Here is a 15963-nt window from a genome sequence, read left to right as displayed (position 1 = left end):
TTTTTCAACGTCCTCAGCAGGCGCTAGTGCAACTGCGCATGCACCGTCTCGGTCAACTGGTTGAGCGAGAACGGTTTCGGCAGGAACACCGAGTTCGGCACATCCGGGTCAGCCTCTCCAAAGGCGCCTTCGGCATATCCGGAGACAAAGACCACGCGGGTGTCCGGGCGCTCCTTCAGCGCTTCACGCACCCAGCTGGGCCCGTCCATGCCCGGCATCACCACGTCGGTCACGAAGACGTCCACCGTCAGCCCCGGATCCTCCAGCGTGCGCAGCGCATCTTCGGCGGATTCGGCCTCCAGCACGGTATAGCCGCGCATCCTGAGCGCGCGGGAGGCAAAGGCGCGCACCGGCGCCTCGTCCTCAACCAGCAGCACGACGCCTTCGCCATGCTGCGCGGCGACCGCCTTTTCCACGGCCTCTGCCGGCTTTTCAGCGGCAAGCTGATCCGCCTGCTGCTTGTGAACCGGGAAAAACAGGGTGAACTGGGTGCCATGCCCCTGCACGGAATCAACAAAGATATAGCCGCCGGTCTGCTTGATGATGCCATAGGCGGTGGACAGGCCCAGGCCGGTCCCCTCGCCTGTGCGCTTGGTGGTGTAAAAGGGTTCGAACACCTTCTGCAGCTTGTCCGGCGCAATGCCGACACCCTCATCCGAAACCTTCACGGTCACCCAGTCGCCTGCAGGCACCGTCGCGCGGTTCCGCTCCAACGGCTTGTCGAGCGAGATAACCTCGGTCTCGACCCGGATCTCACCGCCCTGCGGCATCGCATCGCGCGCGTTCACCACCAGGTTCATCAGCACCTGCTCCAGCTGCCGCTTGTCGGCGCGGATCGACTTCATCACCGGATCGTGGCTGAGGGTCAGGGTGACCTTTTCGCCAACCAGGCGGTTCAGCAGATGGGTCAGGTCCGACAGCGTGTCCCGCACATCCAGGGTTTCCGGCTGCAGTGTCTGCTTGCGGGAAAACGCCAGCAGCTGGCTCACGAGGGACGCCGCCCGGTTGGCGTTTTCATGGATCTGGATCAGATCGCCATAATCCTGATCGCCCTGGTCATGGCGCAGGAGCAGCAGGTCGCAATGGCCCGAAATCGCTGTCAGCAGGTTGTTGAAGTCATGCGCGACGCCGCCTGCCAGCTGACCGATTGCCTGCATCTTCTGGCTTTGCACGAACTGCGCTTCCAATGTCTTCAGCTCTGTCGCGTCGTTCAGCACCGCGATCAGCACCGGCGTGCCTTCTTCGACAACGCGCGTCAGGGTAACCTGGACAAAGACCTCCTTGTCGGCCCTCGACAGCCGCAGGAATTCGGATTTGTTGGGTGCCAGCCCGTCCGCGGTGTCGCGCAACCAGTCCGACATCGGGCGGCCAAGGCCCTCCATCAGCTGGCCGAGCTTCAGGCTGGCGCAGCTTTTGACCCCGAGCAGACGCAGGGCCATGCGGTTGCTGCTCAGGATCTCCCCGGTCGGGGCGACCTTGAGGAACGGCACAGGCAGCGCTTCGAACCCGGCCTGGGATGACGCAAAGCCTGCCTCATCCACCTCCATCAGGAAAAGCTCGCTGCGGCCCTGGGTGCGGTTCTTCTCGCTGACCAGGACCTGCACCGGCCCCTTCTTGGTGCTGAGCGTGTTGATCTGCCCGGGCACCACCGGCAGCGCCGGGAACAGCCTGTCGGTGGACTTTACCCGCTCGCCGATCAGGCTGCGGGCGGCCTCGTTCATGAACAGGACGGCACCGGTGCGGCCCACGGTGATCATCGGAACCGGCAGCGCATCCGCGCCCCGGCCATTGCCGCCCCGGTCCAGAATGTCCTCCACCCGCCACAGGAAGCTGCCGCCGCTCATCTGATGCACCGCCAGCCGCACATGGCCGCGGCGGGTTACGATGTCCTCACGCGCTGCTCCGTCCACCCGGGCACGGCTTTGCAGCCGGAAGAGCACCGCCGACGGATTGGCCAGAATGGACCGCAGCGTGCTTGCCAGGGTGTCGCGGCTGGCATCCTGGAAACGCTTCACAGCGGCGCCGTTGCAGGCGTGGATCATGCCGTCATCATCGGTGACAAAGCTCGGCGTCGCGTCTTTTTCGATAAAACCAGTCAGCAGATCGGCGGCCATCGCGCGCGCATTCAGACGCATCCGGGCCTGCACCACCATCAGCACCGCAACCGCGGTCAGCGTCAGCCCGACCAGTATGAAGCCGCGGCCCATCCAGTCCGGCAGCGGCAGCAGCCACGGGCCGGACATCAGCGCCAACGACAGCAGCAGGGTTGCCGCAAGCTTGGTGTGTTCGGGTGCATAAACGCGCAGTTCCGGGACGGAAGTGTCTTGGCGACCGGACATTACGGCTCCATGGTCTGTACTGATTGCCGCCATAACGCGGCGGTTTAGGTTAAAACCACGTTAAGAAACAAAGGTCTTTCAGCGGAAACCCTATCAACGGGTATTTGCGCGCGTCAACACGGCAACAAAGAACCCATCGGTGCCATCCTGCACCTGCCAGCCCCTCTGCTCGGCCAGCGTCCAGTCCGGGTTCTCGCTGATAAACCTTTGAACCTGCCCGCTGTTCTCGCCATCGAGCATTGAGCAGGTTGCATAGGCCAGCACGCCATCAGCAGCGGTCAGCGCCGCGGCCTTGCGCAGAATTTCCGCCTGAATCCGTTGCAAATCGGCCAGCCCATCAGGTGTAAGGCGCCATTTACCTTCCGGCGCGCGCCGCCAGGAGCCGGACCCGGAACAAGGCACATCGCACAGAACCAGATCGAACGGCCCCTTACGGGCCAGATCCGGCGTGGATAGCAGTGTGGCATCCGCCCCTGCCCGCGCCGCACGTTCCGGCAAGTCCTTCATCCGCTTGGGATCGGCGTCATGGGCAAAACATTGGATCTTGGCCCGGGCCGCCATGGCAAGCGTCTTGCCGCCGCCGCCTGCGCAATAATCCAGAACCGTCATGCCGTCCTGCAGCGGCAGCCGCTCCGTCACCGCCTGGCTTGCCGCGTCCTGAAGCTCCACCAGACCGTCCTGATAGGCCCGCGCATTGCGCAGCTTCCGCGCGCCGTCTGTCACCTCCAGTGCGGTGGACGCAGCCGGATGCGGCCGGGCGGCAATGCCCTCGGCGGCCAGTGCTTCCTGTGCCTTTTCAACAGTTACCCGCGCGGTGTTCACCCGCAGATGCACCGGCGCCCGGCTGCGCAGGGCCAGCGCCGCTGCCTCAGCCTGGTCTCCCAGGCTGGCGCTGAACTCCGGCCAAAGCCAATCGGGAATATCCAGCGCTTCCGGCCCTGAGGGCGCGGGCGGCGGCACCCGTTCAGCATCAATCAGCGGTGCAGGCGCATGGCCTTGGCCTGTAAAGACCTCATCGGGGTCCTGCCCCGCCTCGCGCAGCGCGCCCAGAATCAGGCCGCGGCCGCTGCGGCTGCCGCCAAGCGCGGCGTGCGAGCGCAGGCAGCGCACCGCGTCGAACACATGGTCGCGCACTGCCGCGCGGTCCTTGGACCCGGCAAAGCGGCTGCGGCGCCCCCAGGAGGTCAGTGCCTTTTCCGCGGGTTCCCCCGCCAGCACCTGATCCAGGATTTCGATGGCCGCCTGCAGGCGGGCGGCGGGGGTCATGCCCCTGCCCCGGTGTCACAAGCGGCCATCATGGTCTCAGCCCACCCGGTAGTTCGGCGCTTCGCGGGTGATCTGCACGTCGTGGACGTGGCTTTCCTTCAACCCGGCGCCGGTGATGCGGACAAAGTTGCAGTTCTTGCGCATCTCATCAACGGTCGCACAGCCGGTATAGCCCATCGCCGCGCGCAGGCCGCCCACCAGCTGGTGGATCACCGCAGAGGCACCGCCCTTGTAGGGCACCTGGCCCTCGATCCCTTCCGGCACCAGCTTGTCGCTGGCGGCATCTTTCTGGAAGTAGCGGTCGGCAGAGCCGCGCGCCATCGCGCCCATGGAGCCCATGCCGCGGTAGGATTTGAAGGAGCGGCCCTGATAGAGGATCACCTCGCCCGGGCTTTCGTCGGTGCCGGCAATCATCGAGCCGACCATGGCGCAGGACGCGCCTGCCGCGATCGCCTTGGCGAAATCGCCGGAGAACTTGATGCCGCCATCGGCAATCACCGGAATGTCGCCTGCAGCGCCGGCACAATCCATGATCGCGGTCAGCTGCGGCACGCCCACGCCCGCCACCATCCGGGTGGTGCAGATCGAGCCCGGGCCGATGCCAACCTTGACCGCATCCGCGCCGGCGTCGATCAGCGCCAGCGTGGCTTCGGCGGTTGCCACGTTGCCGGCAATCACCTGCACTTTGCTGGACAGCGCCTTGACCCGTTTCACCGCGTCGATCACGCCTGCGGAATGGCCGTGCGCAGTGTCCACCACCACGATGTCCACACCCGCATCGATCAGCGCTTCGGAGCGCTCAAAGCCGCTGTCGCCCACCGAGCTGGCAGCCGCAACGCGCAGGCGCCCCAGCTCGTCCTTACAGGCGGTGGGGTTCAGAACCGCCTGTTCGGTGTCCTTGAGGGTCAGCAGGCCGGTCAGCTTGCCGTTCTTGTCGGACACCAGCAGCTTCTCGATCCGGCGCGCCTTCATCAGCGACTTGGCCTCTTCCAGATCGGCAGGCTCCTGCAGCATCGCCAGATTGTCCGAGGTCATCATCACCGAAACCGGGGTGCTGGCATCGGTGGCAAAGCGCATGTCGCGGTTGGTGACGATGCCAACAACGCGGCCAGAGCCATCAACCACCGGGAAGCCGGTGACGCGGTAGCGTTCCTGCAGCGCCTGGGCGTCCGCCAGGGTCTGGTCCGGGGTCAGGGTGATGGGGTTGTACACGATGCCGGAGACGAAACGCTTGACCCGGCGCACTTCGCGGGCCTGCTCTTCGACATTCAGGTTCTTGTGGATCACACCCATGCCGCCGGCCTGCGCCATCGCGATCGCCATCCGCGACTCGGTCACCGTATCCATCGCCGAGCTCAGCAGCGGGATATTGAGGGCGATCGATTTGGTCACCCGTGTGCGCGTATCCGCGGTGTTGGGCAGAACGCTCGACGCGCCTGGCACCAGAAGAACATCATCAAAGGTGAGAGCCTCACGAATCTGCATTGGTCGTCCTCATGCATAACCCCGTTTGGCGGTGACCCTATGGCACAGAACCTTGCGGGTGGAAAGAGGCCCGGGGCAAGAATTCCTGCAGCGCAGCAATTCTTTGGCGGGCGGCTGATCTGGGTCAATGCGCGCGGCGCTGCCGCGGCTATCAGTAAAGCTGCAGAAATGATTCAGGATTTTGCCATGCCCGGCCCCTTGGAAAACATCACCATCCTGGACCTGACCCATGTTCTGGCAGGCCCCTATTGCTCGATGATCCTGTCAGACCTCGGCGCCAGGGTGATCAAGGTGGAACGGCCCGGGACCGGCGACGACACCCGCGCCTTCCCGCCCTTCAAGAACGGCAGCAGCGCCTATTTTGCGACCATCAACCACGGCAAGCAAAGCATTGCGCTGGATCTGAAGGCGCCGGAGGACCGCGAAATCTTCGAACGCCTTCTGGGCCAGGCAGACGTGCTCCTGGAAAACTACCGGCCCGGCGTGATGCAGCGGCTTGGCTACGGCTGGGAAGACCTGCACGCCCGGTTCCCGCGGCTGATCTACGGCGCGGTCTCGGGCTTTGGCCACACCGGCCCCGACGCCCTGAAACCGGCCTATGACATGGTGGTTCAGGCCCGCGGCGGCGTCATGTCGATCACCGGCGAAAAGAACCGCGAACCGGTGCGGGTCGGCGCCTCCATCGGCGACATCGTTGCGGGCATGTTCCTTGGCCACGGCATTCTCACCGCGCTTCTGGAGGTGCAGAAAACCGGCCAGGGGCGCTTCATCGACGTTGCCATGCTGGACAGCCAGCTGGCCCTGCTCGAACACGCCATCGCCATCACGTCTGTCACCGGCGAAGCGCCGCAGCCCTCCGGCGCGCGGCACCCGTCGATCACCCCGTTTGAGACCTTCCATGCTTCGGACGGGCTGTTCGTGATCGCGGCCGGCAACGACGCGCTGTTTGCCCGGCTCTGCGATGCCCTGCAGCTGCCGCTCGCCGCGGACCCGCGCTTTGCCACCAATCCTGCGCGCTGCGAAAACGCGCGTCTATTGAAGCGGCTGATCGAAGCTGTGACACTGGATCAGCCCAAGGCCCACTGGATCGCCTTGCTGAGCGAGGCCGGCGTTCCCACCGGCCCGATCCAGACCGTGGATCAGGTGCTGCGCGACCCGCAGATCCTGGCCCGCAACATGGTGGTCGATGTGCTGGACAAGGACGGCCGCCCGGAAAACCTGTCCGCCGGCAACCCGATCAAGATGAGCGGCCTGCCTGACCCGGACACCCGCCGCCCTGCCCCGCAGCTCGACGGCAACCGGGCGGAGATTCTGGCGTGGCTTGAGGAAGTTGAGGCGAAGGCCGGCCACTGACTGCAGGCGCGGCAAAAAACAGCATTCCAAAGTCATCAAATTTCAGAAAATGGCGCCGGCAGACGGGAAAATGCCGCCCATTGCCTTTCGCTTGCCGCAAAAGCCCATATGCTCCGCCTAAATTGCGGAATGAGAAGGCCACAGGCATGACTGACGAACCCCTCGTTGTGTTTACCCCCTCCGGCAAGCGCGGGCGTTTCCCCGTGGGCACGCCGATCCTGACCGCCGCCCGGCAGCTCGGGGTCGACCTCGACTCGGTCTGCGGCGGCCGCGGCATCTGCTCCAAGTGCCAGATCACACCCTCTTACGGCGAATTCCCCAAACACGGCGTGACCGTGGCCGAGGGTGCGCTGAGCGAGTGGAACAAGGTTGAGCAGCGCTACAAGGACAAGCGCGGTCTGATCGACGGCCGCCGCCTGGGCTGCCAGGCCACCGTGCAGGGCGACATCGTGATCGACGTGCCGCCGGAAAGCCAGGTCCACCGCCAGGTGGTGCGCAAGCGCGCCGAGGCCCGCGACATCACCATGAACCCCTCCACCCGGCTGTTCTATATCGAGGTGGAAGAGCCCGACATGCACAAGCCCACCGGCGACATGGAGCGGCTGATCGAAGCGCTGGACCAGCAGTGGAACCTGAAGGGCGTCAAGACCGACCTGCATATCCTGCATATGCTGCAGCCTGCGCTGCGCAAGGGCGGCTGGAAAATCACCGCCGCCGTGCACTTGGGCGATGCGAACCACCCGCCCAAGATCATGCACATCTGGCCCGGCTATTATGAAGGCTCGGTCTACGGCCTTGCGGTCGACCTCGGCTCCACCACCATTGCTGCGCATCTTTGCGATCTGCAAACCGGCGAAGTTGTTGCCTCCTCCGGCATCATGAACCCTCAGATCCGGTTTGGCGAAGACCTGATGAGCCGGGTGTCCTATTCGATGATGAACAAGGGCGGCGACCAGGAGATGACCCGCGCGGTGCGCGAAGGCATGAACGCGCTGTTCACCCAGATCGCGGCTGAGGCGGAAATCGACAAGGCGCTGATCGTGGATGCGGTCTTTGTCTGCAACCCGGTGATGCACCACCTTTTCCTGGGCATCGATCCCTTTGAACTGGGCCAGGCCCCGTTTGCGCTGGCGACCTCCAACGCGCTGGCGCTGCGCGCGGTGGAACTGGACCTGAACATCCACCCGGCTGCCCGCGTCTACCTGCTGCCCTGCATCGCCGGCCACGTCGGCGCCGATGCCGCCGCAGTGGCGTTGTCGGAAGCCCCTGACAAGTCCGAAGACCTGGTGCTGGTTGTCGACGTTGGCACCAACGCCGAGATCCTGCTGGGCAACAAAGAGAAGGTGCTGGCCTGCTCCTCCCCCACCGGCCCGGCCTTCGAGGGCGCCCAGATCTCCAGCGGCCAGCGCGCCGCGCCCGGCGCCATCGAACGCGTCGAGATCGACCCGGAAACCAAGGAACCGCGCTTCCGGGTGATCGGTTCCGACGTCTGGTCGAACGAGGACGGATTTTCCGAATCCATCGCCACCACCGGCATCACCGGCATCTGCGGCTCCGGCATCATCGAGGCGATTGCCGAAATGCGCCTGGCAGGTGTGCTGGACGCTTCGGGCCTGATCGGATCCGCCGAGCAGACGGGCTCCGCGCGCTGCATCGCGGACGGGCGCACCAACGCCTATATGCTGTGGGACGGATCCGCCGAGGGCGGCCCGACCATCACCGTCACCAATCCGGACATCCGCGCCATCCAGATGGCCAAGGCCGCGCTCTATTCCGGTGCGCGCCTGCTGATGGACAAGTTCGGCGTGGAGAAGGTCGACCGCGTGGTGCTGGCCGGCGCCTTCGGCGCGCATATCTCGGCCAAACACGCGATGGTGCTGGGCATGATCCCCGACTGCGTGCTGGACAAAGTTACCTCTGCCGGCAACGCCGCAGGCACCGGCGCCCGCATTGCGCTCCTGAACACCGAGGCGCGCGGCGAGATCGAGGAAACCGTCCGCCGGATCGAGAAGATCGAAACCGCCGTGGAGCCCCGCTTCCAGGAGCATTTCGTCAATGCCTCGGCGATCCCGAACTCAGCCGAGCCCTTCCCGATCCTGGAAACCGTGGTGACCCTGCCGCAGGTGAACTTCAACACCGGCGGCGGTGACGGCGAAGGCGCTGGCGGCGGCCGCCGCCGCCGCCGCCGCGGCTGATCCGGGAACGGCAAGAATTTCGCGGCGGCACCCTTGACCTTGGCGCCGCCGCGGCATAATCCTGCCCTCACAAGCGGGTATGGTGAAATGGTATCATGCGAGCTTCCCAAGCTTAAGGCGCGGGTTCGATTCCCGCTACCCGCTCCAACCTCCCATATTTTCAAGCACTTGCTGCGCACTTTCATGGCCTCGCCGCCTCGACGCTGTGGCCGCGCGCCTGCTTCCTGTTTGTGGTAGACTGACCCGGCAGGCCCGCATCTTAAGGGCTGCCAGTTTGGGAGGGTACCAGTATGACACGTCACTATTTTGCCGCCGCAATCCTATGCGCTTTCAGCGCCGGAACCGCGACTGCAGGCACAACCTGGGAACAGGGCGGCACCGGAACCGGCGTCGCAAGCAATTCAGCCACGGAAATCGCCGACGGCCACATGGTGATTCAAACCAGCAGCTCCTACGAGAATGTTGAGATGGAAGACGCGGAGCACCCGATGAACGGCGCCGCGGGGCCATGTTTTGGCGCCGTTGAGGCCGCGCCCGGCGGAGTGAACGGCGGCGGTATCTGCGCCTTCACCGACAAAGCGGGAGAGAGGGTGGTGCTGCACTGGCACGCCGAAGGCATGGATGCCTCCGGCGCCCTGACCGGCAGCTGGAAACTGTCCGGCGGAACAGGCCCCTGGTCGGGCGCCGAGGGGGGCGGAACCTTCTCCTCCCTGACCGATCCAGAAACCGGAAAATTCGTCAATACCATCACCAGCAGCGTAACACTGCCCTGATGCGCGCCGCGGGGCGGTCACGCCCCGCCGCTTCTTCCGGCTCCGTCAGTCCTTGGTTGCGCGAACGAATTCCACCAAAGCGCGGGTGGAGCCGTCCTTGCCCGCAGCATTTTTCTCCCCGGACAGCAGCGGCCCCAGCGTGTTCGCCAGCTCCTTGCCAAGCTCCACGCCCCATTGATCGAAGGAATTGATGCCCAGGATCACGCCCTCGACAAACACCCGGTGCTCATACAGAGCAATGATCTGCCCCAGCACGTAGGGAGTAAGCTTCGGGTAGATCAGCGTTGTGGAGGGCCGGTTGCCGGAAAACACACGGTGCCGCGCCTGCCGCTCAAGTTCCGCCCCTTCATAGCCCTTGGCCCGCATCAGCGCGCAGGCTTCCTCCAGGCTGCGGCCGCGCATCAGCGCCTCGGACTGGGCCAGGCAATTGGCCACCAGCAGCCTGTGATGATGCGCCAGCTCAGGCTCATGACCCTTGGCCGCCACCAGAAACTCGGCCGGAATGACCGATGTTCCCTGATGAAGCAGCTGATAGAACGCATGCTGGCCATTGGTCCCGGGCTCGCCCCAGACCACCGGGCCGGACGGATACGTCAAAGGCGATCCGTCCATAGCCACCGACTTTCCGTTCGACTCCATCTCCAACTGCTGCAGATAGGCCGGCAGCCGCCGAAGCCGCTGGTCATAGGGCAGCACCGCGCGGGTCGGATAGCCGCAAACCTGATTGTGCCAGATGCCGGTCAGCGCCAGCATCGCCGGCATGTTCTGCTGCCAGGGGGCGCTGCGGAAATGCTCATCCATCGACTTGCCGCCCGTCAGGAAAGCACGGAAGTTCTCGGGCCCCACGGCCAGCATCACGCTGAGCCCGATCGGCCCCCAGACCGAATAGCGGCCGCCGACCCAGTCCTCAAAGCCAAACACGTGCTTTCGCGGAATTCCGAATGCCGCGGTCTCTTTCTCCGAGGTGGACAGCGCCAGGAACTGCCGGGCCGGATCACCGCCGCCGTCCTCCACCCAGCGCCGCGCGGTCTCGGCGTTGGTCATGGTCTCGACCGTGGTGAAGGTCTTGGAGGCCACAATCACCAAAGTTGTCTTGGGATCAATCCGTTGCAGGATGTCATGAATGTGGGCGCCATCCACGTTGGAGACAAAATGGCAGCGCGGACCGTCATGATAGGGCGCCAGCGCCAGCGTGGCCATCACCGGACCCAGGTCGGACCCGCCAATGCCGATGTTGACCACATCGGTAAAACGGCCCCCCGGCCCCTGCATCGCGCCGGAGCGGACACGGGCGGCGAATTTCTCCATCCGTTCCAGTGTCTTGCGCAGCGGTGCGCGGATGTCCCCGCCATCGACCAGCAGTTCCGGCCCGTCCGGGTCGCGCAGGGCTGTGTGCAGCACCGCGCGCTGCTCAGTTTCATTAATGGGCTTGCCCTGGAACATCGCCGCCCGCTTGCCGGCCGCATCCCGCGCCTCGCACAGATCAGTCAGCGCCGCGCGCACCCCGGCCGTGATCCGGGTCTTGGAATAATCAAACAGAAGCGTTTCGAACCGTACGCTGAAATCTTCAGCGCGGTCCGGGTCATTCTGAAACAGATCAACAATGTCATCGCTGCAAATTTCAGAATGCAGCGTCCTCAATGCAGTGAACATTTCTACCTTTCCAGAATTCAAGGCGCCCAATGGACAGACACTTCGGACAGAACGGCCTGTACCGGGGCGTCTTCAGGCGGCAGCGACATCGCTTTTTCCAGCGCCTTGCGCTTGGCATCGCCGAATATCACCAGATGCTTGGCAATCGCAGCGTCCAGCACCCGCGCCGTCAGGCTGATCCGCGCCTCGGGCTGGCTGTCCGGCCGCATCACCGCCAGCGGCGGCGCATCCGGCGCCAGCGCCGCCTCGATCCCGTCCGCGCCGGGGAACAGCGAGGCCGTGTGCATGTCTTCCCCCATGCCCAGCAGCAGCACCGACAGCGGCAGTTCCGGAACCACCAGGCTTTCCAACTCAGCCAGCACCTCCTCCGGCTCCCGCTCCGGCACATGAAACGGCAAGAACTGCGCAGACGCCGCCCGGTTCTGCAACAGCCGGCTGCGGATCATCGCCGCGTTGGAGCGGGCGTGCTCCTGCGGCACCCAGCGCTCATCCGTCGCCATGACATGCACCCGGTCCCATTCGATATCAGCGGCGCACAGGTCATCGAAAACCAGCCCCGGCGTTGTCCCGCCTGCGACCGCAAACGACACCGTTTCCTGATGCAGCAGATTGGTCTTCAGATCCCCGGCGATCTCATTCGCGACTTCGATCGCCAGCATGTCCTGATCAGGGTACTCATTGAATTTCATGGGTTGATCCCCCTCCATTCCCGCCCGTCGCGGCGCATCAGCAAATCGGCATCCTCCGGACCGGCGGTACCGCTAACATAGGGTTTAGGCACATCGCCGCGGGATTTCCACCCCTCAATCAAAGGATCGGTCCAGGCCCAGGCGGCCTCCACCTCGTCGCCTCGCATAAACAACGTCTGGTTGCCGCGCACAACATCCATGATCAGCCGTTCGTATGCGTCCGGCGGATCACCGCCCTCCGGCCCCAGCGCCTCAGCAAAGCTCATGTCCAAGGGCACGTCGATCAGCCGCATCCCGCCCTGCCCCGGCTCCTTGATGGTCACGCTTAGGGTAATGCCCTCATTGGGTTGCAGGCGGATCTTCAGGTGGTTGGCATGGCGCCCGGCCTCGGCCCCGAAAATCGAATGCGGCGCGTCCTTGAACATCACGTTGATCACTGAGGACCGGTTCACCAGCCGCTTGCCGGTGCGCAGGTAGAACGGCGTGCCCGCCCACCGCCAGTTGCTGATATGCGCCTTCAGCGCCACATAGCTTTCAGTGGTGCTGCGCGGGTTGCCGACCAGTCCGCGGTAGGACGGATGCGGCGCGTCCGGGTCCAGGTTGGCCTGGTACTGGCCGCGCACGATGTGATGCGGCTCCACCGGATCCAGCGCGCGGATCACCTTCAGCTTCTCGTCGCGCACCGCATCCGGGTCGAACTTGGCCGGCGGCTCCATCGCAATCAGGCACAGCAGCTGCATCAGGTGGTTCTGCATCATGTCGCGCATCGCACCGGCGCGCTCGTAATACTCCTCGCGCCCCTCCACACCGACGGTTTCTGCCACGGTGATCTGGATGTGATCGACATACTGGCTGTTCCACAACGGCTCAAACAGCATGTTGCCGAACCGGACCGCCATCAGGTTCTGCACCGTCTCCTTGCCCAGGTAATGATCGATGCGGTAGATCTGGCCTTCGTCAAAATGGCTTGCCAGGGTCCGGTTCAGCTCCCGCGCGGACGCCAGATCGCGGCCAAAGGGTTTTTCCACCACGATCCGCGCATCCGCATTGGCCAGCCCGTGCCGGTGCAGCCGCTCTGCCAGCGGCCCGAACAGGCCGGGACCGACTGAAAGGTAGAACATGCGGATCGGAACATCCTCCGCGGGGCGCAGCTGGCGGCTCAGCTCCGGCCAGCCATCCTCGCCCAGGGCATCCAGCGCAACATAGCTCACCCGCTCCAGAAACGCCTCCAGCGCACCGCCGCCGCAGGCCTTGGGTCCCGCATGCGCGCGCAGGGCCTCCGCCACGACAGTGCGGTAATCGTCGCTGGTCAGGCTGGTGCGCGCGGCGCCGATGATCCGCTCTTCTCCGGTCAGCTGGCCGGCGCAATGACGGCGGAACAGCGCAGGCAGAATCTTGCGCTGCGCCAGATCGCCCGTGCCGCCGAAAATCACCAGGTCAAACGGGTCGACCGGTATCACACGCGAAACCATTCTTGTTCTTCCTGTCTTCGCCGGTGCAGGCGCGGCACACTGCCGCTCACATCCCTGTCATGTGCCCGCCCGGCTGCTTTCATTTCCTGCCCAGTATAAGGTAGCTTCCGGCGAAAGGCACTGCCCCAAAGGACATCTGCATGAAAGACCTGCAAAAATCTGCCGCGAACCTAGGCAAGTTTCAAGACGCCTTTGTGACGGCAGACGGTCAGCAGCGCGCCTCGGTGCCGCTCAGCCGACCGGAGACCCTTTGGTTCAATACCGGCACCCTGTGCAATATTGAATGCAGCAATTGCTACATTCTGAGTTCCCCCACCAATGACGCGCTGGTCTATCTGAGCGAAGGTGAAGTGAAGGACTACTTGGCCCAGATTGCAAAACGCAACTGGCCGGTCCGGGAAATCGGCTTCACCGGCGGCGAGCCCTTTATGAACCCGGAGATGATCCCTATGGCCCGCGCCGCGCTGGAGCGGGGGTTTGAGGTGCTGATCCTGACCAACGCCATGCGCCCGATGATGCGCAAGTCGGTCAAGGCGGGTCTGCTGTCCTTGCGGCAGGAATTCGGGGACAAGCTGACCCTGCGGATCTCGGTCGACCATCACAGCGCTGCTCTGCACGACAAGGAGCGCGGCGAGGGCAGCTTTGCCAAGACCATCGAAGGCATGGAATGGCTGCGCGGCAACGGCTTCCGCATGGCCGTCGCAGGCCGCACCGTCTGGGGCGAGAGCGAAGCCCAGGCCCGCGCGGGGTATGCTGCACTGTTCGACAAACATAGTTTTGCCATCGACGCGCAGAACCCGGGCCAGACCGTGCTGTTCCCGGAAATGGACGAAAGTGTGGAAGTACCTGAGATAACAACCGCTTGCTGGGGCATCCTGAACAAATCCCCGGACAGCGTGATGTGCGCGTCCTCCCGCATGGTTGTGAAACGAAAAGGCGCAGCCACCCCCGCCGTGCTGGCCTGCACCCTGCTGCCCTATGCGCCCGAGTTCGAAATGGGCGCAACCCTGGCCGACGCGGAGCGCCCGGTGCAGCTGAACCACCCCCATTGCGCCAAATTCTGCGTTCTGGGCGGCGCCAGCTGTTCGGCATAAGCGTTGACCCGGAACCAAAGCGGCTTTGACCTGATCCCGGCAGAATGGCACCATGGGACATATTCTCTGTCCGGTGTTGTCCAATGCGTTTCCTGTTTGCTTTGCTTCTCTGCTTCCTTCCCCTCTCCGCCGCCGCGCAGAACCGGATGGCGCTGGTCATCGGCAACAACAGCTATTCCGACGTCCCCGTTTTGGCCAAAGCCCGCGCGGATGCGCAATCCATTGGCACAAAACTGAATGAGCTGGGCTTCGCCGTCACCACAGCGCTTGATCAGGACCGCCGCGGCCTGAACCGGAAAATCTCCGAATTCACCGCCCGGCTGGAACCCGGCGACGCGGCTTTTGTCTTCTTTGCCGGGCACGGGGTGGAAATCGACGGCGAGAACTACCTGCTGCCCACCGACATCGCCGCCCCCAGTGCCGGCGGCAGCGATTTTGTGAAGTCCGAGTCGATCGCTTTGTCGGATCTTCTGGACCGTGTCCGCAAAACAGGCGCGCGTTCCGCCGTGGTGATCATCGACGCCTGCCGCAACAACCCGTTTAAGCTGGTCGAAGGCCGCAGCATCGGCACCACCCGCGGCCTTGGACGGATCGCTGCCCCGCAGGGAACCTTCGTGATTTTCTCCGCCGGCGCAGGCCAGTTGGCACTGGACCGGCTGAACGAGGACGACACCGCAGAGAACTCCGTCTTCACCCGCGCGCTGCTGCCGCTGCTGTCCGAACCGGGGCTGGAGCTGCGCACGCTGGTTGCCGGACTGCGGCGCGAGGTGCGTGATCTGGCCCTGACTGTGCAGCACAGCCAAGTGCCTGCATATTATGATGAAATGCTGGGCGAGTTCTATTTCACCCAAGCCCCCGTGCCGGCAGCGCCTGCAAAACCAGCCGCCGCCGCAATGCAGTCAGACTTTGAGATTGCCCGCTCCATCGGAACCCCTCAGGCCCTCGACAGCTTTCTGGCACGCTACTCCGGACGGCAGGATGAATACACCTACACGGTGGCGCTGCAGCTGAGGCAAGGCCTGGGAACGCCCCAAGCTCAGCCGGAGGCGCCTGCCCAGCAAGCGCCGGAAGCCCCTGAGGTTCCGGTCATTCCGGACTCAAGGCAGGTCATGCGCGAAACACAGGCGGCGCTGAACGATATCGGCTGCCAGGCTGGCCGCCCGGACGGGATTGCCGGGCCACGCACCCGCAGCGCCTTTGCGGCTTACCTTGCGGCGGCGGACAGCACCCTCGGCGCCGATGATCTGGGCACCGCCCACGCGCTGGAGGAACTGCGCCAAAAATCCGGAAAAGTCTGCAAGACTGCTCCCAAACCCGTCTCCGCCCCGGCTCCGGCGGCCTCAGCGGAAGCGGCACCTGTTTCACTAGCGGGCGCCTGGAAGTTCAAGGCAACCTGCGCCCTGGTCGTGAAGGTCACTGGGAACGTCCACTATACCCATGCAGGCGGCAACAAATACCACGGGCGGCTCAACGATTCACTGGGCCAGAATGCCAATACCGAGGTTTACCTGAACGGCCAGCAGCTCAGCGGCACGGATTATTTTCCAGGCATCACCGTCACCTGGCGCGGCCGCCTGGCCGCAGACGGGCGCAGCTTCACCGCCAGCGGCTCCACCGGCTGCGCGGTCTATGCCTGGCGCTGAT

The 15963-nt window shown here is 64.5% G+C and carries 11 protein-coding genes and 1 tRNA gene; 6 read left to right on the top strand and 6 right to left on the bottom strand.

The window, feature by feature from the left end; genetic code table 11:
* Nucleotides 1-23 precede the first annotated feature (23 nt).
* The 3 genes from KUW17_RS02395 to guaB all read right to left on the bottom strand — a co-directional run bounded on the left by KUW17_RS02395 (nt 24) and on the right by guaB (nt 5090).
* Nucleotides 24-2339 carry an ATP-binding protein gene (locus tag KUW17_RS02395; RefSeq protein ID WP_222475643.1) on the bottom strand — a complete coding sequence of 772 codons (2316 nt, stop codon included), beginning with the start codon at nt 2337-2339 and terminating at the stop codon, nt 24-26.
* A gap of 93 nt (nt 2340-2432) precedes the next feature.
* Nucleotides 2433-3605: an RsmB/NOP family class I SAM-dependent RNA methyltransferase gene (locus tag KUW17_RS02390; RefSeq protein ID WP_222475642.1), complete on the bottom strand. Its 1173-nt coding sequence runs from the start codon at nt 3603-3605 to the stop codon at nt 2433-2435.
* A 36-nt stretch (nt 3606-3641) separates the two neighbouring features.
* Nucleotides 3642-5090, bottom strand: coding sequence for an IMP dehydrogenase (gene guaB / locus KUW17_RS02385; RefSeq protein WP_222475641.1), 1449 nt, complete (start codon nt 5088-5090; stop codon nt 3642-3644).
* A gap of 186 nt (nt 5091-5276) precedes the next feature.
* On the opposite strand from guaB, the gene KUW17_RS02380 reads away from it, so the two are divergent.
* The 4 genes from KUW17_RS02380 to KUW17_RS02365 all read left to right on the top strand — a co-directional run bounded on the left by KUW17_RS02380 (nt 5277) and on the right by KUW17_RS02365 (nt 9411).
* Complete coding sequence (locus KUW17_RS02380; protein WP_222475640.1) at nt 5277-6443, top strand: CaiB/BaiF CoA transferase family protein; 1167 nt, start codon at nt 5277-5279, stop codon at nt 6441-6443.
* A gap of 146 nt (nt 6444-6589) precedes the next feature.
* Nucleotides 6590-8638 carry an ASKHA domain-containing protein gene (locus KUW17_RS02375; protein WP_222475639.1) on the top strand — a complete coding sequence of 683 codons (2049 nt, stop codon included), beginning with the start codon at nt 6590-6592 and terminating at the stop codon, nt 8636-8638.
* 73 nt (nt 8639-8711) lie between these two features.
* Nucleotides 8712-8785: transfer RNA gene (locus KUW17_RS02370), tRNA-Gly, on the top strand.
* A 143-nt stretch (nt 8786-8928) separates the two neighbouring features.
* The gene (locus KUW17_RS02365) at nt 8929-9411 is read left to right on the top strand and encodes a hypothetical protein (protein WP_222475638.1); all 483 of its coding nucleotides are present in this window, start codon (nt 8929-8931) and stop codon (nt 9409-9411) included.
* Nucleotides 9412-9456: 45 nt separating this feature from the next.
* Here KUW17_RS02365 and pgi read toward each other — a convergent pair whose 3' ends face one another.
* The 3 genes from pgi to zwf are packed head-to-tail and all read right to left on the bottom strand — an operon-like array spanning nt 9457 to nt 13225.
* Nucleotides 9457-11064 (bottom strand): glucose-6-phosphate isomerase, encoded by a 1608-nt coding sequence (pgi, locus tag KUW17_RS02360; protein WP_222475636.1) that lies wholly within the window; start codon nt 11062-11064, stop codon nt 9457-9459.
* A gap of 17 nt (nt 11065-11081) precedes the next feature.
* A complete protein-coding gene (gene pgl / locus KUW17_RS02355; protein ID WP_222475634.1) occupies nt 11082-11753 on the bottom strand; it encodes a 6-phosphogluconolactonase in 672 nt (223 codons plus the stop codon).
* The gene (gene zwf, locus KUW17_RS02350; RefSeq protein WP_222475632.1) at nt 11750-13225 is read right to left on the bottom strand and encodes a glucose-6-phosphate dehydrogenase; all 1476 of its coding nucleotides are present in this window, start codon (nt 13223-13225) and stop codon (nt 11750-11752) included. Before zwf ends, pgl begins: the two co-directional genes overlap by 4 nt.
* Before the next feature lie 140 nt (nt 13226-13365).
* On the opposite strand from zwf, the gene KUW17_RS02345 reads away from it, so the two are divergent.
* The gene (locus KUW17_RS02345) at nt 13366-14319 is read left to right on the top strand and encodes a radical SAM protein (RefSeq protein WP_222475630.1); all 954 of its coding nucleotides are present in this window, start codon (nt 13366-13368) and stop codon (nt 14317-14319) included.
* 83 nt (nt 14320-14402) lie between these two features.
* On the top strand, nt 14403-15962 hold the full coding sequence (locus KUW17_RS02340; protein ID WP_222475628.1) for a caspase domain-containing protein: 1560 nt from the start codon (nt 14403-14405) through the stop codon (nt 15960-15962).
* Nucleotide 15963 lies beyond the last annotated feature (1 nt).

This window comes from Leisingera aquaemixtae, from assembly GCF_019801145.1.
In the GTDB taxonomy this organism is placed as follows: domain Bacteria; phylum Pseudomonadota; class Alphaproteobacteria; order Rhodobacterales; family Rhodobacteraceae; genus Leisingera; species Leisingera aquaemixtae_A.
This window is presented reverse-complemented; position numbering and strand designations above follow the sequence as displayed.